The sequence below is a fragment of the Streptomyces sp. NPDC043908 genome, from assembly GCF_056435525.1.
This window is the reverse complement of sequence record NZ_JBWKEI010000010.1, coordinates 14412-33238: the sequence shown is the minus strand read 5'-3', so window position 1 is coordinate 33238 and position 18827 is coordinate 14412. Positions and strand designations below refer to the sequence as shown.

Below are 18827 nucleotides of genomic sequence, written 5' to 3'. Positions count from 1 at the left end.
ACGAGGCGGGGCCGTTGGGTACTGTCGGCGGCGATGCACAAGACGTTGATCGTGACCAATGACTTCCCGCCGCGCCCGGGCGGGATCCAGGCGTTCCTGCACAACATGGCGCTGCGCCTGGACCCCGAGCAGCTCGTCGTCTACGCCTCCACCTGGAAGCGGGGCCGCGAGGGCGCCGAGGCGACCGCCGCCTTCGACGCCGAGCAGCCCTTCACCGTGGTGCGCGACCGCACCACGATGCTGCTGCCCACGCCCCGGGTGACCCGGCGCGCGGTCGGCCTGCTCAAGGAGCACGGCTGCTCCTCGGTGTGGTTCGGGGCCGCGGCGCCGCTCGGCCTGATGGCGCCCGCGCTGCGCCGGGCGGGCGCGGAACGCCTGGTCGCCACCACGCACGGGCACGAGGCGGCCTGGGCCCAGCTGCCGGGCTCGCGGCAGTTGCTGCGGCGCATCGGCGAGGGCACGGACACGATCACGTACCTGGGTGAGTACACCCGCTCCCGGATCTCCGCCGCACTCACCGCGCGGGCCGCCGACCGGATGGTCCAACTGCCGCCCGGCGTCGACGAGAAGACCTTCCACCCCGGCTCGGGCGGCGACGAGGTCCGGGCCCGTCTGGGCCTCACCGACCGGCCCGTCGTGGTCTGCGTCTCGCGCCTCGTGCCCCGCAAGGGCCAGGACACCCTCATCCTCGCGATGCCGTCGATCCTCGCGCGCGTGCCGGACGCGGTGCTGCTGATCGTGGGCGGCGGGCCGTACGGCAAGGAGCTCCGCGCCCTCGCCGAGAAGACCGGGGTCGCCTCCTCGGTCCGCTTCACCGGCGCCGTCCCGTGGGCCGAGCTGCCCGCACACTACGGCGCCGGCGACGTCTTCGCCATGCCCTGCCGCACCCGACGCGGCGGCCTCGACGTGGAGGGCCTGGGCATCGTCTACCTGGAGGCCTCGGCGACGGGTCTGCCGGTGGTGGCGGGGGACTCGGGGGGTGCGCCGGACGCGGTGCTGGAGGGGGAGACGGGGTTCGTGGTGCGCGGGGGCTCGGCGCAGGAGTCGGCTTCCCGGATCGTCACCCTCCTCCAGGACCCTGACCTGCGTCGGCGGATGGGGGAGCGGGGGAGGGCGTGGGTGGAGGAGAAGTGGCGGTGGGATTTGTTGGCGGAGGGGTTGAAGGGGGTGCTGTGAGGGGGGTGGCGGTGGCCGGGCCGGGTGCTCGGGCGCGGGTCGTGTGCGGCTCGCCTGCGCAGTTCCCCGCGCCCCTTTCTGGCCCGGCTTTCGTCTGCGGCTGAGTCGAGGGTTGCTCGCGCAGTTCCCCGCGCCCCTGGGCAGTACGTCCCTGCGGGGCGGTGCTGCCGCGTCCCGGTGGCTTTCGTTCGTCTGCGGCTGAGTGGTGGGCTGGTCGCGCAGTTCCCCGCGCCCCTGGGCAGTACGTCCCTGCGGGCGGTGCTGCCGTGCCCGGTGGCTTTCGTTCGTCTGCGGCTGAGTGGTGGGCTGGTCGCGCAGTTCCCCGCGCCCCTAAAGGCCTGTGGCTGAGCTGGGTTCTCTGGCTACGGCCAACCCCCAGGGGCGCGGGGAACTGCGCGACAAGCCCCCACCGGCCCGCAGACGGCAAACCTCCCAGGGGCGCGGGGAACTGCGCGGCCAGCCACGCACCGGCCCGCGGGCGACGAACGACCTAGGGGCGCGGGGAACTGCGCGGCCGGCTACCCCGCCCGGCCGCAGGCGAAGTCCTGGCACCCAGGGGGCGCGGGGAACTGCGCGAGTGGGTCACCACCCCGCCGCAGACAACCCCCGGGCCCCCGCACACTCCCACCCCTGACGGTCACTCAGATTTAAGACAACGTGACCGCTGGGCGGAAGCCCGAATTCCGCCCATGCTGCGCGCATGACACCAAACCTGACGCGCCGTCACCTCCTGGGTCTCGGCGCCCTCCAGACGGCCGCCCTCCTGGGCCTGCCCAGAATCACCCTCGACCCCGCCCGCGCCGCGCAGGCGCAGCCCCCCACCCACACCCCCGCCCTGGTCATCGGCTCCGGCTACGGCGCGGCCGTCGCCGCCCTCAGGCTCGGCCGCGCCGGCGTCCACACGCTCGTCCTGGAGATGGGCCGCCTCTGGGACACCCCCGCCCAGGACGGCACGGTCTTCTGCTCGACCTCCGCCCCGGACCAGCGGTCCATGTGGTTCCGCACCCGCACCGAGGCACCTCTCGCCACGTTCCTCTGGCTGGATGTCGTCAACAGGGCCATCAGCCCCTACCCGGGCGTCCTCGACCGCGTGAACCACGGCGACATGTCCGTGTACGTGGGCCGCGGCGTCGGCGGCGGCTCGCTCGTCAACGGCGGCATGGCCGTCACCCCGCGCCGCGACTACTTCACCCAGGTCCTGCCGCAGGTCGACGCCGCCGAGATGTACGCCACGTACTTCCCGCGCGCCAACGCCATGCTCGGCGTCAACTCCGTCGACCCGGCCTGGTTCGAGTCCACCGAGTGGTACAGGTTCGCCCGTACCTCCCGCAAGGCGGCCCAGAATGCCGGGCTGAAGACCGTCTTCGTCCCCAACGTCTACGACTTCGGCTACATGCAGCGCGAAGCCGCCGGCACCGCCACCCGTTCCGCCCTCGCGGGCGAGGTCATCTACGGCAACAACCACGGCAAGAGATCCCTCGACAAGACCTACCTCGCCGCCGCGCTGGGCACCGGCAACGTCACCATCGAGACCCTGCACCACGCCCGCGCGATCCGCCGGGAGCCGGACGGCACGTACGTCGTCACCGCCGACCGCACCGACCTGACCGGCAAGGTCGTGGAGACCCGGGAGATCGGCTGCGGCAGGCTCTTCCTGGGCGCCGGCAGCCTCGGCACCACCGAACTGCTGGTGCGCGCCCGCGAGAAGGGCACGCTGCCGGCCCTGGACGCGGCCGTCGGCACCGGCTGGGGCCCCAACGGCAACATCATGACCGCCCGCGCCAACCACGTGTGGGAAACCGTGGGCGCCGACGAGTCCACCATGCCCGCCCTGGGCATCGACGACTGGGACAACGCCGCCAACCCGGTCTTCGCCGAGATCGCCCCGCTGCCGATGGGCTTCGAGCACTGGGTGAGCCTCTATCTGGCGATCACCAGGAACCCGCAGCGCGGCACCTTCTCGTACGACCGGGCCGGCGACTCCGTGAAGCTCAACTGGACCAGGGCGCAGAACCAGCCCTCGGTCGACGCCACGAAGAAGCTCTTCGACCGGATCAACCTCAGGAACGCGACGATGTACCGGTACGACCTGTTCGGCAACGGCACCCCGTTCGCGGACGGCTTCTGCTACCACCCGCTCGGCGGCTGCCCGTTGGGGCGGGCGACCGACGACTACGGGCGGGTGAAGGGGTATCCGGGCCTGTACGTCACCGATGGAGCCCTCATCCCCGGCTCCATCGGCGTCAACCCGTTCGTCACGATCACGGCGCTCGCCGAACGCAACGTCCAGCGCGTCCTCGCGGAGGACGCCCCGGTCTGAGCGGACCGGCCTGATGGGCCCGCCCTGAACGGACCGGCCTGGTCAGTGGGCGTAGATCGCCTCGATCTCGTCGGCGAAGTCCTTCGCCACGACGTTGCGCTTCAGCTTCAGCGACGGGGTGATGTGCCCCGCCTCCTCCGTGAACTGGGAGGTGAGAATGCGGAATTTCCGCACCGATTCCGCCTTGGAGACCGCGGCGTTGCCGTCGTCGACCGCCCGCTGCACCTCCGCCAGCAGCTCCGCGTCCTGCCGCAGCGAGGCCGCCGAGGAACCGGCCGGCTTGCCGTGGTCCGCGGCCCAGTGGGCCAGGAACTCCTCGTCCAGCGTGACCAGCGCGCCCACGAACGGCCGCCCGTCACCGACCACCATGCACTCCGCGACCAGCGCGTGCGCGCGGATGCGGTCCTCGATCACCGCCGGGGCGACGTTCTTGCCGCCCGCCGTGACGATGATCTCCTTCTTGCGGCCGGTGATCGCGAGGTAGCCGTCCTCGTCGAGGGTGCCGATGTCCCCGGTGTGGAACCAGCCGTCGGCCAGCGCCTCGGCGCTCGCCGCCTCGTTGTTCCAGTACCCCGTGAACAGGTGCTCGCCGTGCAGCAGCACCTCGCCGTCGTCCGCGATGCGCACCACGGAGCCCGGCAGCGGCTGGCCGACCGTGCCGATCTTCTGGCGGTCCCACGGGTTGAAGGCGGTCGCGGCACAGGACTCGGTGAGGCCGTAGCCCTCCAGGACCGTGAAGCCGATGCCCCGGAAGAAGTGGCCGAGCCGCTCGCCCAGCGGGGCGCCGCCGGAGATCGCGTACTCGCCCTTGCCGCCGAGCACCGCGCGCAGCTTGCTGAAGACCAGCTTGTCGAAGACCTTGTGCTTGATCTTCAGACCGAGCGAAGGGCCCTGCGGGGTGCCGAGCGCGCGGCTGTAGGCGATCGCGGTGTGCGCGGCCTTGTCGAAGATCGCGCCCTTGCCGTCCGCCTGCGCCTTGGCGCGCGCCGCGTTGTAGACCTTCTCGAAGACCCGCGGCACACCGAGGATCAGCGTCGGCCGGAAGGCGGCCAGCTCGTCGGTGAGGTTCTTGATGTCCGGTACGCAGCCGAGCTTGATCGGCGCCATCACCGACGCCACCTCGACCAGCCGCCCGAAGACGTGGGCGGCGGGCAGGAAGAGCAGGACCGAGCACTCGCCGGTGCGGAAGAGCGGCTTGAGGCGCTCGACCACGTTGCCGCACTCCGCGAAGAAGGCGCGGTGGGTCAGCACACAGCCCTTGGGGCGGCCGGTGGTGCCCGAGGTGTAGACGATGGTCGCCGGGTCGTCGGCGTGCGCCGAGGACATCCGCTGGTCGAGCAGCTCGTCCGAGATGTCCGAGCCGCCCGCGGTGAGCTGCGCCACCGCGTCCGCCTCCAGCTGCCAGACGCCCTTGAGGGCGGGCAGCGCCGACTGCACGGCGGTGACGGACGCCAGGTGCGCCTCGGTCTCCACCACGCACAGGGTCGCGCCGGAGTCGCCGAGGATCCACTGGATCTGCTCGGGCGAGCTCGTCTCGTACACGGGGACGGTGACCCCGCCCGCGCTCCAGATGGCGAAGTCGAGCAGCACCCACTCGTAGCGGGTACGGGACAGCAGGGCCACCCGGTCGCCGGGCTCGACGCCGGCGGCGATGAGGCCCTTGGCCACGCCGCGGACCTCGGCGAGGAACTGGGTGGCGGTGACGTCGGTCCAGCGTCCCGCGACCTTGCGGCCCATGACCGCGACATCGGGATGCTGAGCGGCATTGCGGCGGATCAGATCCGTCAGGTTGCCGTCCGTGGGGACCTCGTACAGGGCCGGAAGGCTGAACTCGCGCAAGACTGCTGCTCCTCATCGGGCGCCGGTGCCACGGCTCTGTGTGACGCACCGGCTGCGGTCCAAGATCGGGCAGGTGCCCGGAGCAACTTGTTGGGGGTCTGCTCCGAGCACGACTGGACTGCCCGGACGTTACCCACCGGTAGTGGGTTCCCGATAGGGGGTCCTGGCCAGATGTTCGCTGCGTCACACGGATTTCGCGCCGCTTCACGCACAGTAGTCCACTCCTTTCGCGACTCGGAAGTAACCGCAGGTCCGGCGGCCTAGGGTGGCTGCATGCGAGTACATGTGATCAGCGATGTGCACGGAAACGCCGAGGGCCTGGCGAAGGCGGGCGACGGCGCCGACGCCCTGCTCTGCCTCGGTGACCTCGTCCTTTTCCTCGACTACGCCGATCACTCGCGCGGGATCTTTCCCGACCTCTTCGGCGTCGAGAACGCCCACCGGATCGTCGCCCTGCGCACCGCCCGCCGCTTCGAGGAGGCCCGTGAGCTGGGCCGTTCGCTGTGGGCCGGGCTCGACCGGGAGGCCGCCATCGAGGCGGCGGTCCGCAAGCAGTACGCCGAGATGTTCGCCGCCTTCCCCACCCCGACGTACGCCACCTACGGCAATGTCGACATACCGACCCTCTGGCCGCAGTACGCCGGTCCGGGCACCACGGTCCTGGACGGGCAGCGGGTCGAGATCGGCGGGTGGGTCTTCGGCTTCGTGGGCGGCGGACTGCGCACCCCGATGCGCACGCCCTACGAGATCTCCGACGAGGAGTACGCGGCCAAGGTCGAGGCGCTCGGTGAGGTCGACGTGCTCTGTTCGCACATCCCGCCGGAGGTCCCCGAGCTCGTCTACGACACCGTCGCGCGCCGCTTCGAGCGCGGCTCGCGCGCCCTGCTCGAAGCCATCCGGAAGACCAGGCCCCGCTACTCCCTCTTCGGCCACGTCCACCAGCCGCTCGCCCGCCGGGTCCGGATCGGCCGCACCGAATGCGTGAACGTCGGCCACTTCGCCGCCACTTCCCGGCCCTTCGCGCTCCAGTGGTGACCCGGGCACCGGCGAGAGGCCCCGGCCGCACGCGATAGCCTGCACGTCTACCGACCCCCACACACCGGCCCGCGCACTGGAGGAGCCACGACGATGGCGGAACACACCAGCTCGTCTATCACCATCGAGGCGGCACCTGCCGAGGTGATGGGGGTGATCGCCGACTTCGCCCGGTACCCGCAGTGGACCGGAGAGGTGAAGGAGGCCGAGGTGCTGTCGCGGGACGCCGAGGGCCGCGCCGAGCAGGTCCGCCTGGTGCTGGACGCGGGCGCCATCAAGGACGACCACACCCTCAAGTACACCTGGGACGGCTCCCGCAAGGTGAGCTGGAGCCTGGTCAAGTCCCAGATGCTGCGCGCCCTCGACGGCTCCTACAGCCTCGCCGACGCCCCCGGCGGCCACACCGAGGTCACCTACCAGCTGACCGTGGACGTCAAGATCCCCATGCTCGGCATGATCAAGCGCAAGGCCGAGAAGGTCATCATCGACCGCGCCCTCGCCGGACTGAAGAAGCGCGTCGAGAGCGGCGCGGCGGCCGGCGGCGCCGACGGGGCCGAGAAGGCCTGACGTGCGTACGGTCCTCGTCACCGGTCCCGGCGGCGCGGGCCGCACCACCGTCGCCGCCGCGACCGCGCTCGCGGCCGCCCGGCGCGGTGAGCGCGCCCTGCTCCTGACCGCCGACCGCGAGGACCCGACGCCCCGGCTGTTCGACGGCGAGGAGCCGCCCGGCCTCGACGTCGTCCGCGTCGACTCCGGCGCCGACTTCCGCACCGAACTGCTCGCCCTCCAGGACCGCGCCGGAGCCGCCCTGGAGCTCCTGGGCGCCGGGCGCCTGGACGCCGAGGAGCTGACCGAGCTGCCCGGCGCCGAGCAGCTCGCCCTGCTCAAGGCGGTGCGCGAGGCGGCCGCCGGCGGCCACGACCTGGTCGTCGTCGACATGCCCCCGGTCCACCAGAGCATCGCCGTGCTCGCCCTGCCCGGGCAGCTGCGCCGCTATCTGCGCCGGCTGCTGCCGCCCGAGCGGCAGGCCGCCCGCTCGCTGCGCCCGGTCCTCGCCCAGCTCGCCGGGGTCCCGATGCCCGCGCGGTGGCTGTACGAGACGGCCGCCCGCTGGGACGCGGAGCTCGCCGCCGTCGAAGCCGTGGTGCGCGACCCGGCGACGACGGTACGGCTGGTCGCCGAGCCGGGCGCGGCGGGCGTCGCCGCCCTGCGCACCGCCCGCCTCGGTCTGGCGCTGCACGAGCTCACCACGGACGCGGTGATCGCCAACCGCGTCCTGCCCACCGGCTCGGCGGACCGCTTCCTCGCCGCGCTCTCCGGGCACCAGCAGTGCGCGCTCAAGGAGCTGGCCCAGGAGTTCGAGGACGTACCGCTGCACGAGGTCCCGCACCTGGGCCGCGACCCGCGGGGCACGGAGGAGCTGGACGAGCTGATCGACGGACCGACCGGCGAGATTGGGCCGTGGGAAGGGAAGGACGGGTCCGCCCGGCCCGAGCCCTGGCACGTCGAGGACCGGCTGGCCGGCGACGGCGTCCTGGTGTGGCACCTGCCGCTGCCCGGCGCCCGCAAGGAGGAGCTCGGCCTGGTGCGGCGCGGCGACGAACTCCTGCTCACCGCCGGACCGTTCCGCCGGATCGCCCCCCTGCCCTCCGCGTTGCGCCGCTGCACGGTCTCCGGCGCCGGGCTCACCGACGGCGTGTTGAGGATCCGGTTCACCCCGGACCCCGACCTGTGGCCCCGGACGTCCTGAACGCCGTACCCCCGTTCGGGTAACGTCGGAAGGACAGACCCTTCTCCTCAGCAGCTGGAGCCCGCCATGAGCGAAGCCACCGAGCGCCCCGCACCCGACGCGGATGCCTGGGCCGACGCGTGTGCCGAGGACCTCGCCGCGGAGAAGGCGCGCCGCCGCGCCGCCCATGGGGCGCCGCCCGGCTCGGCCGCCGAGGAGCTGCGCAAGCTGGTCGACGCCGTCGCCGACAAGGTCGCCTCCCTTCAGTCCTCCCTGCCCGGCGCGGCCGCGCAGAGCGCCGTACAGCAGCTGATCGGCCAGGCCAGGGCCGTGGTCGAGCCGGTCATCGAGCGCAACCCGGACGTCTTCGACCACCTCGCCGCGGCCGGCGGCGAGCTGCTGGCCGCCTACCGCTCGGCGGTCGAGGGCGCCGAACGCCGCTGGACGGCGGACGGCCCGGCGTCCGGCCGGACCTCCGGCGCGTCCGGCAGTGCCTCCGGCGGCGCGAAGAAGGACGACGGCGGAGCGGGCGCGGGACCGACCGAGCACATCGACCTGGACTGACTGACCGGTGCCCGCCCTCGGGTACGGTGGGCCTTAGCGGGGCTCGACCGAAAACTGAGGGACTTAATGGGACTCACCATCGGCGTCGACATCGGCGGCACCAAGATCGCGGCGGGAGTGGTCGACGAGGAGGGCCACATCCTCGAGACGCACACGGTGCCCACGCCGCCGACCGCTGACGCCATCGTGGACGCGATCTGCGCCGCGGTCGAAGGGGCCGGCAAGGGGCACCAGATCGAGGCCGTCGGCATCGGCGCCGCCGGATACGTCGACGACAAGCGCGCCACTGTCCTCTTCGCACCCAACATCCACTGGCGCCACGAGCCGCTGAAGGACAAGGTCGAGCAGCGGGTCGGGCTCCCCGTGGTGGTGGAGAACGACGCCAACGCGGCGGCCTGGGGCGAGTACCGGTTCGGTGCCGGCCAGGGCCACGAGGACGTCATCTGCATCACGCTCGGCACGGGCCTGGGCGGCGGCATCATCATCGGCAACAAGCTGCGCCGCGGACGCTTCGGCGTGGCCGCCGAGTTCGGCCACATCCGGGTCGTGCCGGACGGCCTGCTGTGCGGCTGCGGCAGCCAGGGCTGCTGGGAGCAGTACGCCTCGGGGCGCGCGCTCGTGCGGTACGCCCGCCAGCGCGCCAACGCGACCCCCGAGAACGCCAAGATCCTCCTCGGTCTCGGTGACGGCACCATCGAGGGCATTGAGGGCAAGCACATCAGCGCCGCCGCCCGCCAGGGCGACCCGGTCGCGGTGGACTCCTTCCGCGAGCTGGCCCGCTGGGCGGGCGCGGGCCTGGCCGACCTGGCCTCGCTCTTCGACCCCTCGGCGTTCATCGTCGGCGGCGGCGTCTCGGACGAGGGCGAGCTGGTCCTCGACCCGATCCGCAAGTCGTTCCGGCGCTGGCTGATCGGCGGCCAGTGGCGACCGCACGCCCAGGTGCTCGCGGCCCAGCTCGGCAACAAGGCCGGTCTGGTCGGCGCGGCGGACCTGGCCCGCCAGGGCTGAGCACCCGCCCCCCGTACGGTGGTTGAGCGCCCGCCGCGTCCCTCACGGACGCGGCGGGCGCTGCTCTATGTTGTGCCCCATGCCGCTCACCGATCTTCCCGCGTCCCGTACGGAGAACGGCTCGGCCGTGATCCGGGTCCTCAGCTACAACATCCGCTCGATGCGCGACGACACCGCGGCACTGGCCCGGGTGATCCGCGCCTGCGACCCGGACCTGGTCCTCGTCCAGGAGGCGCCGCGTTTCTTCCGCTGGCGCAAGGCCGCCGCGCGGCTCGCGGCGGCGAGCGACCTGGTGGTCCTCAGCGGCGGCGCCACGGCCGCGGGGCCGCTGCTGCTGTGCTCGCTGCGGGCGGTGGTGGAGCGCACCGAGGACGTCCTGCTCCCGCTCACCCCGGGCCTGCACCGGCGCGGCTTCGCCTCGGCGGTGGTACGGGTCGGGGGCGCCCGGCTCGGCGTCCTCAGCTGCCATCTCAGCCTCCAGGCGGACGAGCGCCACACCCAGGCGGGGCTGCTGCTCGACCACCTCGCGGCGCTGGACGTCCCCCACGCGGTCGCGGGCGGCGATCTGAACGACCGCCCCGACGGCCGCGCCTTCCGCCGCCTGGCGGACGGCCTCCAGGACTGCTGGGCGGTACGGCCCTGGGGCGGCGAGTACACCTCGACCCCGGCCGATCCCCATCAGCGCATCGACGCGGTCTTCGCCACGGCGGGGGTGGAGGTGCTGGGGTGCGGGGTTCCCGTGGGGCTGGAGGGGGTGTCGGGGGCGGATCTTCTGGCGGCGACGGATCATCTGCCGGTGCTGGCGGCGCTGCGGGTCCCGACGGATCCCCCCACCCCGCCCCTCCCCTGAACCCTCCGGGGACGGCTCGGTCCGGTGGGGGGGGGGCTTGCTGCGCAGTTCCCCGCGCCCCTGGGGGCCGTCGTCCGTCTGCGGGCCGTGGACGGTTGCTCGCGCAGTTCCCCGCGCCCCTCAGGGCCGTCGTTCGTCTGCGCCCCGGTGGATGGTTGCTCGCGCAGTTCCCCGCGCCCCTTGACGCGCCCCTTCGGGGCGCCCCGGGGATTGCCGCGCAGCGGCGTTCAAGGGGCGCGGGGAACTGCGCGACCAGCCCCCACCGGGCCGCAGAAGAGCGCCGGGCGTCAAGGGGCCCCGGGGAGGTGAGCTAGACCACCGCGCCCCGGCCCGGGTCGTCCTCGCCCTCGTCGTCCTGGCTCATCCGGGCGAAGAGGGTGGCGAAGCCCCCGATGAACCCGCCCACCCCCAGCGTGGTCAGCCACCAGGTGAACTCCCACCGCAGGATCGCCGCCAGCAGCATCAGCAGCGGCCCGCCGATCACCGCCAGCCAGGCGAACTTGGCCGTCACGTCCGACTCCGGCAGCGGCGGCGGCTCCGGCGGGACGAAGTGGCCCTCGTCGCCGTCGTCCGCCCCGTCGTCGGACGGCTCCTGCACCGTGAAGTCGCGCGGCCCGCCCACTCCCACCCCGGGCGCGAAGACCACCGAGCTGCCCAGCGGCTTGGGCTCGGGCGGCTCCGGGCGCGCCGGGGCCTCGGGCGTGAGGTTGGGCTCGCTCTCCAGGAGCGCCAGGTCCTCCACCGACTTGAACGGCTTGGCGCCCGGCGGGTCGGACGGCTCGTCGCCGTACCCCGCCACGATCGCCGCCCACGCAGCCTCTTCGTCGATCGGCTGCGGCTCGCGGTCCGCTTCGTGCTCAGCCACCGGTCGTGCTCCCCTTCATCCCGACACTAGGAGCGAGGCGGCCGATGAACGCGTAACTCTCCTCGAAGATCCGCTCCGCATCGTGGTCCAACGTCGCCACGTGATAGCTCTGTTCCAGCAGGATCTCCGTGACGTCCGCGGACGAGACCCGGCCGAGGATCCGCGCCGAGTCGGCCGGCGGCACCACATGGTCCTGCGGGCTGTGCAGCAGCAGCAGCGGCTGGGTGACCTGCGGCAGCTCGCGGTCGACCAGGCGGAAGAAGTTGCGCAGGGCGTGCGCCGAGTGCAGCGGCACCCGGTCGTACCCCACCTCCGCCGAGCCCTCCTTGGCGATGTCGCTGGCGATGCCCTTGGTGGAGCGCACGAAGTGGCGCACCACCGGCAGCGCGTGCGCGGCCAGGCCGTGCACCTTGTTGCCCGGGTTGACGACCACCACGCCGCTGACCGCGTCCCCGTGCTTCGCCGCGAGGCGCAGGGCCAGCGCGCCGCCCATGGAGAGCCCGAAGACGAAGACCTGCTCGCACCGGCCGCTCAGGTCGCGCAGGGCGCGGTCCACTTCCGCGTACCAGTCCTGCCAGCCGGTGAGCTGCATGTCCTGCCAGCGCGTGCCGTGTCCCGGCAGCAGCGGCAGCTCGACCGACAGCCCGCGCTCGGCCAGGAAGTCGGCCCAGGGGCGCAGCGACTGCGGGGAACCGGTGAAGCCGTGACAGAGGAGGACGCCGACCTCTCCGCCCTCGTGGCGGAACGGCTCGGCTCCAGGGAGGACCGGCACCGGGGTCTCCTGTTCATGAGCAGGGGTGGGGGAGTCGTACTTCACGGTACGCGACCGGACTGACACCGACCAGAGCCGTCACCGGCCCGCGCGCGGGAGGGCGGGTCCCGTACGGGTTAAGGTCTGTTCGACGGACAGAGGGAAGGCAACCGAGTTGATCTACGGCGCTATGAAGTTCTCCATCGGCGGGTCGCTGAAGCTTGCCTTCAGGCCCTGGGTGGAGGGCCTCGACAACATTCCCGCCGAGGGGCCGGCGATCCTCGCCAGCAACCACCTCTCCTTCTCGGACTCCTTCTTCCTGCCGGCGGTCCTGGACCGCAAGGTGACGTTCATCGCCAAGGCGGAGTACTTCACCTCGCCGGGGGTCAAGGGCAAGCTGACGGCCGCCTTCTTCAAGGGCGTCGGGCAGCTCCCGGTGGACCGCTCCGGCGCGCGCGGCGCGGGCGAGGCGGCCATCAGGAGCGGCATCGAGGTGCTGGAGCGCGGTGAGCTGTTCGGGATCTACCCGGAGGGCACCCGCTCGCCCGACGGCCGCCTCTACCGGGGCAAGCCCGGCGGCCTCGCGCGCGTGGCGCTGGCCACCGGCGCGCCGGTGATCCCGGTCGCGATGATCGACACCGAGAAGATCCAGCCGCCCGGGAAGGTCATGCCCAAGCTGATGCGGCCGGGCATCCGCATCGGCAAGCCGCTCGACTTCAGCCGCTACCACGGCATGGAGGGCGACCGCTTCATCCTGCGCTCGGTGACCGACGAGGTCATGTACGAGATCATGAAGCTCTCCGGCCAGGAGTACGTGGACGTCTACGCGACCGCCGCCAAGCGCCAGATCGCGGACGAGGCCAAGCGGAAGGCCGACGAGGAGAAGGCGGCCGAGCGGGCCGAGAAGGCCCGCGAAGTCGAGCAGGCCAAGCGGGCGGAGCGGCCCGGCGACTAGGGCCGCGGTGCTGGTCGCGTCCGTTCGTTTCAGGGGTGGGGGAGCATGGCGAAGCGCGAGCGCGTCATCAGGATGTCCGTGGAGCTGCCGCTGTGGCGCGCGCTCACCGCGTACCGCGTCCTGACGATGCTCTACGCGGTGCTGGTCTTCGTGTCCGAGTACCGGCACTTCGAGCGCGCCTGGGTGGCCGTGGCCTTCCTGTCGGTGCTGGCGGTGTGGACGCTGGCGACGGTGCCGCGGGTGGCGAACGCGGCGAGCTGCACCAAGCGGTTCCTCGGCGTGGACCTGACGATCGCGCTCACCGGAATCCTGCTCACCCCGCTGGCGGACGCCGAAGCCCAGTCGGTGAACGGCCCGACGCTGCCGACCATCTGGACGGCGGGCTCGGTGCTCGCGTTCGCGATCAAGGGGGGCTGGCGCTGGGCCGCCTTCGCCTCCTCGCTGGTCGCCGCCGCCAACCTGGTCGAGCGCGGCACCCCCACCCGGGACACGCTCCACAACGTGCTGCTCGTGTGGGTCGCGTCCATCGCCATCGGGTACGTGGTGGAGGTCGCCCGCGCGAGTGAGGCGACCCTCGCCCGCGCCCTGGAGATCGAGGCGGCGACCCGGGAGCGGGAGCGGCTGGCCCGCGACATCCACGACAGCGTGCTCCAGGTCCTGGCCATGGTGCAGCGGCGCGGCACCGCGCTCGGCGGCGAGGCCGCGGAGCTCGGCCGGATGGCCGGGGAGCAGGAGGTCGCCCTGCGGACCCTGGTCTCCAGCGGCCTGGTGCCCACCACGCGCGCGTCCGAGGACCCGGCTCTGGGGGCCCTGGTCCGTACGGTCGACGACGACGAGACCGAGGCACGGGCCGAGGCCGAAGGCGCCGAGGTGGACCTGCGCACCCTGCTCGCCCCGCACGCCGGATCGCGCGTCTCGCTGGCGGAACCGGGCGCTCCGGTACTGCTGGCGCCCCCGGCGGCCCGGGAGCTCGCGGCCGCTGTCAGTGCCGCGTTGGACAATGTCCGCAGACACGCGGGGGAGTCGGCCCAGGCCTGGATCCTGGTCGAGGACTGGGGGGACGAAGTGATCGTGACGGTCCGGGACGACGGTCCCGGCATCCCGGAGGGCCGGCTCGCACAGGCCGAGGGGGAGGGACGCCTGGGCGTCGCCCTCTCGATCCGCGGCCGGCTGCGGGACCTGGGCGGCACCGCCGAGCTGATCTCGGTGCCGGGCCAGGGGACGGAAGTAGAGCTGAAGGTTCCACGGGGGAAGGCGAAGGTATGAGTGAGCTGAACACGGTCAAGGTGATGGTGGTCGACGACCACCCGATGTGGCGGGACGCGGTGGCGCGCGACCTGGCGGCGGCCGGGTTCGACGTGGTGGCCACCGCCGGGGACGGCCCGCAGGCGGTCCGCCGCGCCCAGGCGGTCACGCCCGACGTGCTGGTCCTGGACCTCAATCTGCCCGGGATGCCGGGCGTGCAGGTCTGCAAGGAGCTCGTCGGCGCCAACCCGGCGCTCAGGGTCCTGGTCCTGTCCGCCTCCGGGGAGCACGCGGATGTCCTGGAGGCCGTGAAGTCCGGGGCCACCGGCTATCTGCTGAAGTCGGCGAGCACCGAGGAGCTGACCGACGCGGTGCGCCGCACCGCCGTCGGCGACCCGGTGTTCACCCCGGGCCTGGCCGGCCTGGTCCTCGGCGAGTACCGCCGTCTGGCCTCGGACCCGGCGCCCGCGGCCGCGGACGAGCCGAAGGCCCCGCAGCTCACCGAGCGCGAGACCGAGGTGCTGCGCCTGGTGGCCAAGGGCCTGTCGTACAAGCAGATCGCCGAGCGCCTGGTCATCTCGCACCGCACCGTCCAGAACCACGTCCAGAACACCCTGGGCAAGCTCCAGCTCCACAACCGCGTGGAGCTCGTGCGGTACGCGATAGAGCAGGGCCTCGACGGGGTGTGAGCCCCGCGCGCGCGGACGTGCTCCGCTCGTACGGGTGAATGACCACCCGTCAACACCCCGCTGAATTCAAGGAATTGACCTTTCGCCCCATCCCGGAGTGACGTGCGTCACCCTTAGCGTGACCCGTGGAGGCCTCTCGCGGCCTCCCATGCGTCCGTCACGGCGAAGGGACAATTCCATGCGGGTCGGAGTACTGACCGGAGGCGGTGACTGCCCCGGGCTCAACGCCGTCATCCGGGGCGTCGTCCGCAAGGGCGTGCAGGAGTACGGCTTTGACTTCGTAGGGTTCAAGGACGGCTGGCGCGGCCCGCTGGAGGGGGACACCGTCAAGCTGGACATCCCGGCCGTGCGCGGCATCCTGCCCCGGGGCGGCACCATCCTCGGCTCCTCGCGCACCAATCCGCTCAAGGCGGAGGACGGGGTGCGCCGCATCAAGGAGAACCTCGCCAAGCACGAGGTCGACGCGATGATCGCGATCGGCGGCGAGGACACCCTCGGCGTGGCGGCCCGGCTCAGCGACGAGTACGGCGTGAAGTGCGTCGGCGTACCGAAGACCATCGACAACGACCTCTCCGCGACGGACTACACCTTCGGCTTCGACACGGCGGTCGGCATCGCCACGGAGGCCATCGACCGCCTCCACACCACGGCCGAGTCCCATATGCGGGTCCTGGTCGTCGAGGTGATGGGCCGCCACGCGGGCTGGATCGCCCTCCACTCGGGCCTGGCGGGCGGCGCCAACGTCATCCTCATCCCCGAGCAGCGCTTCGACGTCGAGCAGGTCTGCGGCTGGATCGCCTCCCGCTTCAAGGCGTCGTACGCGCCGATCGTGGTGGTCGCGGAGGGGGCGATGCCGAAGGACGGCGACATGGTCCTGAAGGACCAGACGCTCGACTCCTTCGGCCACGTACGGCTCTCCGGGGTCGGGGAGTGGCTGGCCAAGGAGATCGAGAAGCGCACGGGCAAGGAGGCCAGGACGACGGTCCTGGGCCACGTCCAGCGCGGCGGCACCCCCAGCGCCTTCGATCGCTGGCTGGCCACGAGGTTCGGCCTGCACGCGATCGAGGCGGTCCGCGACGGCGACTTCGGCAAGATGGTGGCCCTCCAGGGCACGGCCATCGTCCGCGTACCGATCGCCCAGGCAACGGCCCGCCTGAAGACGGTGGACCCGGAACTCTACGCGGAAGCAGGCGTCTTCTTCGGCTGACCCCGGAACGGAACCCGGAGCGCAGTTCCCCACCCCCTCCAGGCCCCGCCCACCCCGAACGGACTGACAGCCGAATGGAGCCCGGGGGCCAAGGGCCGCAGGCCGGCCTCCCAGGGGCGCGGGGAGCTGCGCGCCCAGCCGAAACGGACCGGCAGACAAACGGGGCCCGGGGCGCAGGGCCGCAGGCCCGCCCTTTCAGGGGCGCGGGGAACTGCGCGATCAACCCCCACGGGCCGGCAGCCGAACGGAATCCGGGGGCTAAGGGCCGCAGGCCCGGCCTTCCAGGGGCGCGGGGAACTGCGCGAGCAACCCGCCACGACCGCGGCCGTACAACGCAGCCCCGGGGCGCAGCCCCGCAAGGGGTCCGGGGGCGGAGCCCCCGGAGAGCAACCACCCCCACCCCCGGAGGGTTCAGGGAAGGGGCGGGGCGGGGGACTCAACCCCGGACACAACGCCCCGCACCAACTCCCCCACCACCCCCACCCCCCGCACCGTCAACACCGACTCCGGATGAAACTGCACCCCCGCGAACCCGTCCCCCCGCACGGCGTGCACCTCCCCCGTCCCCGCGTCCCGGCTCACCTCCACCCTCCGCCCGGCCAGCGCCACCGCCTCCCGCTCCCCGCACCGCGCGGTGAAGCTGTTGTAGAACCCGACCCGCTCCGGACGGCCGAAGAGGTCGATCCGCACCTGCGCCCCCTGGTACGGCACCCGCTTGCGCACCAGCGGCAGCCCCAGCTCCGCCGCGATCAGTTCGTGGCCCAGGCACACCCCCAGCAGCCCGTGCCGATGGGAGCGCAGGAGCTCCGCCGCCAGCGGGCGCAGCACCCGCATCTTGGGGTCGGACCCGTCCGAGGGGTCCCCGGGGCCGGGCCCCAGGACCACCGGGCCCCGGTGACCGAGCACCCGCTCCCGCAGCCCCGCCGCGTCGTACCGCACCACCGACACCCCCAGCCCCGTCGACCGCAGCAGATGCGCCAGCATCGCCGTGAAGGTGTCCTCGGCGTCCACCACCAGCGCCTCGCCCCCCGAGGGCGCGACGGGCTCGCGCATCCGCAGCCAGAACGGCGCCAGGTCCGCCCGCCGCGCGTCCAGCGCCGCCCGCACCCGCGGGTCGTCGCCCAGGGCGGGCCCGGGGCGCGCGGCGGCCGGACGGCCCGGCCGCACCCCCAGCGCCGCCAGCACCCCCGCCGCCTTGGCGTGCGTCTCCGCCACCTCGCCCGCCGGATCCGAGTGGCGCACCAGCGTCGCCCCGACCGGCACCCGTACCCGCCCGTCCGGGGCGATGTCGGCCGTACGGATCAGGATGGGCGAGTCGAGCGTCTGGGCGCCGCTCGCGTCCCGGCCGAGCAGGGCGAGCGCGCCCGCGTAGTAGCCGCGCCCGCCCGCCTCGTACCGCTCGATCACCCGGCACGCGTTCTGCACCGGCGACCCCGTCACCGTCGCCGCGAACATCGTCTCGCGCAGCACCTCGCGCGCGTCCATCGAGCTGCGGCCCCGCAACTCGTACTCGGTGTGCGCCAGATGCGCCATCTCCTTGAGCCGCGGCCCGACCACCACCCCGCCCCGGTCGCCCACCGTGCACATCATCTTCAGCTCCTCGTCGACGACCATGGAGAGCTCGTCGATCTCCTTCTCGTCGGAGAGGAAGGCGAGCAGGTCCTCGGCGGTGGGGCCGGACGCCGGGTAGCGGTAGGTCCCGCTGATCGGGTTCATGACGACCGTCCCGCCCGCCATCCGCACGTGCGCCTCGGGGCTCGCGCCCACCAGCGTCCGCCCTCCCGTCTCCCGCCCCCGCCCTTCCAAGGAAGGTCCTTCAGGCCCTTTGCTCTTTCCGGTGTGGACGACGAACGTCCAGTACGCCCCCCGCTCGCCCGCCAGCAGCCGCCGGAAGAGCGCCAGCGCGTCCGCGCGGCCGAAGCCGGGGATCTCGCCCGTGTAGGTGCGCCGGATGACGAAGTTGGCGCCCTCGCCCTGCCCGATCTCGTCCTCGATCACCCGCCGCACGATCCGGGCGTACTCCTCGTCCCCGACGTCGAAGCCCCCGCCCTCGACCGCCACCTCGTGCCGGGGCAGTGCCGCCAGGACCTCCTCCAGCGGCAGCTCGTACCGCTCGTCGGCCTCCAGGACGGCGAGCGGGGTGCCGTCGTCGCGCACGTCGAAGCCGCGTTCGCGGATCTGCCGGAACGGCACCAGGGCCAGGGAGGGCAGCTCGCCGCAGGGGATGTCGGCGAGCCGCTCCACCTCCCGTACGCCGCCGGTCAGCAGCTCGACCACGTCGTGGTCGCGGCCGGGCGTACGGCGCCGGATCAGCGCGAAGGGCGGGCCGTCGTCGTCGAGGAGTCTGCCGAGGCGCGCGTGCGTCTGCGTGGGGTGGTGGGACATGCGGGTTCCTTCCGGTGCTGCGGGAGGAGGAACGGCCGCGGGAAACAGAGAAGGCCGCCCCTCGGGCGGCCTTCGCGTGGTCTGGAGTACGCGCGATCAGTGGGCCGCCGGATGAGCGGTCCACCACCAGTTCTGGTTCGGGTGCGCGAACATGCCCCGCACCCTAGCGGAAGAGGCGCGGAATGCGCGAAGGCCCGTCCGTCCCTCGG

17 protein-coding genes are annotated in these 18827 nt (G+C 72.9%); 12 read left to right on the top strand and 5 right to left on the bottom strand.

The window, feature by feature from the left end; all coding sequences use genetic code 11:
• The first annotated feature begins 33 nt into the window (after positions 1-33).
• Positions 34-1176: a glycosyltransferase family 4 protein gene (locus tag AC069K_RS22025; protein WP_478618829.1), complete on the top strand. Its 1143-nt coding sequence runs from the start codon at positions 34-36 to the stop codon at positions 1174-1176.
• A gap of 700 nt (positions 1177-1876) precedes the next feature.
• Positions 1877-3496: a GMC oxidoreductase gene (locus tag AC069K_RS22020; protein ID WP_478618826.1), complete on the top strand. Its 1620-nt coding sequence runs from the start codon at positions 1877-1879 to the stop codon at positions 3494-3496.
• Positions 3497-3538: 42 nt separating this feature from the next.
• Here the strand turns inward: AC069K_RS22020 and AC069K_RS22015 are convergent, their stop codons facing one another.
• Complete coding sequence (locus AC069K_RS22015) at positions 3539-5335, bottom strand: AMP-dependent synthetase/ligase (protein ID WP_478618823.1); 1797 nt, start codon at positions 5333-5335, stop codon at positions 3539-3541.
• 273 nt (positions 5336-5608) lie between these two features.
• Between AC069K_RS22015 and AC069K_RS22010 the strand changes: the two genes are divergently transcribed.
• From AC069K_RS22010 to AC069K_RS21985, 6 genes are all read left to right on the top strand, one after another.
• Positions 5609-6370 (top strand): metallophosphoesterase family protein, encoded by a 762-nt coding sequence (locus AC069K_RS22010; RefSeq protein WP_478618820.1) that lies wholly within the window; start codon positions 5609-5611, stop codon positions 6368-6370.
• 93 nt (positions 6371-6463) lie between these two features.
• A complete protein-coding gene (locus tag AC069K_RS22005; RefSeq protein WP_358835265.1) occupies positions 6464-6937 on the top strand; it encodes an SRPBCC family protein in 474 nt (157 codons plus the stop codon).
• Between the two features lies 1 nt (position 6938).
• The gene (locus tag AC069K_RS22000) at positions 6939-8120 is read left to right on the top strand and encodes an ArsA family ATPase (RefSeq protein ID WP_478618816.1); all 1182 of its coding nucleotides are present in this window, start codon (positions 6939-6941) and stop codon (positions 8118-8120) included.
• A gap of 66 nt (positions 8121-8186) precedes the next feature.
• Positions 8187-8663 carry a DUF5304 family protein gene (locus AC069K_RS21995; protein ID WP_478618813.1) on the top strand — a complete coding sequence of 159 codons (477 nt, stop codon included), beginning with the start codon at positions 8187-8189 and terminating at the stop codon, positions 8661-8663.
• 66 nt (positions 8664-8729) lie between these two features.
• The gene (locus AC069K_RS21990) at positions 8730-9671 is read left to right on the top strand and encodes an ROK family glucokinase (RefSeq protein ID WP_358837808.1); all 942 of its coding nucleotides are present in this window, start codon (positions 8730-8732) and stop codon (positions 9669-9671) included.
• Positions 9672-9750: 79 nt separating this feature from the next.
• A complete protein-coding gene (locus AC069K_RS21985) occupies positions 9751-10521 on the top strand; it encodes an endonuclease/exonuclease/phosphatase family protein (RefSeq protein ID WP_358836927.1) in 771 nt (256 codons plus the stop codon).
• A 310-nt stretch (positions 10522-10831) separates the two neighbouring features.
• Here AC069K_RS21985 and AC069K_RS21980 read toward each other — a convergent pair whose 3' ends face one another.
• Positions 10832-11386, bottom strand: a complete 555-nt coding sequence (locus AC069K_RS21980) for a hypothetical protein (RefSeq protein WP_478618810.1) — start codon at positions 11384-11386, stop codon at positions 10832-10834.
• Positions 11379-12158: an alpha/beta hydrolase gene (locus tag AC069K_RS21975; protein WP_365113784.1), complete on the bottom strand. Its 780-nt coding sequence runs from the start codon at positions 12156-12158 to the stop codon at positions 11379-11381. Before AC069K_RS21975 ends, AC069K_RS21980 begins: the two co-directional genes overlap by 8 nt.
• Before the next feature lie 154 nt (positions 12159-12312).
• Here AC069K_RS21975 and AC069K_RS21970 point away from each other — a divergent pair, with 154 nt between their 5' ends.
• From AC069K_RS21970 to AC069K_RS21955, 4 genes are all read left to right on the top strand, one after another.
• Positions 12313-13092: a lysophospholipid acyltransferase family protein gene (locus tag AC069K_RS21970; RefSeq protein ID WP_365113771.1), complete on the top strand. Its 780-nt coding sequence runs from the start codon at positions 12313-12315 to the stop codon at positions 13090-13092.
• Positions 13093-13137: 45 nt separating this feature from the next.
• The gene (gene macS / locus AC069K_RS21965) at positions 13138-14358 is read left to right on the top strand and encodes a MacS family sensor histidine kinase (RefSeq protein WP_358836931.1); all 1221 of its coding nucleotides are present in this window, start codon (positions 13138-13140) and stop codon (positions 14356-14358) included.
• The gene (locus tag AC069K_RS21960; RefSeq protein ID WP_365113774.1) at positions 14355-15026 is read left to right on the top strand and encodes a response regulator transcription factor; all 672 of its coding nucleotides are present in this window, start codon (positions 14355-14357) and stop codon (positions 15024-15026) included. Before macS ends, AC069K_RS21960 begins: the two co-directional genes overlap by 4 nt.
• A 178-nt stretch (positions 15027-15204) precedes the next feature.
• Positions 15205-16233, top strand: a complete 1029-nt coding sequence (locus AC069K_RS21955; RefSeq protein WP_478618805.1) for a 6-phosphofructokinase — start codon at positions 15205-15207, stop codon at positions 16231-16233.
• Positions 16234-16644: 411 nt separating this feature from the next.
• Here AC069K_RS21955 and AC069K_RS21950 read toward each other — a convergent pair whose 3' ends face one another.
• A complete protein-coding gene (locus tag AC069K_RS21950; RefSeq protein ID WP_478618802.1) occupies positions 16645-18618 on the bottom strand; it encodes an anthranilate synthase family protein in 1974 nt (657 codons plus the stop codon).
• Positions 18619-18714: 96 nt separating this feature from the next.
• The gene (locus AC069K_RS21945) at positions 18715-18771 is read right to left on the bottom strand and encodes a trp operon leader peptide (RefSeq protein ID WP_358836186.1); all 57 of its coding nucleotides are present in this window, start codon (positions 18769-18771) and stop codon (positions 18715-18717) included.
• Positions 18772-18827: the final 56 nt, after the last annotated feature.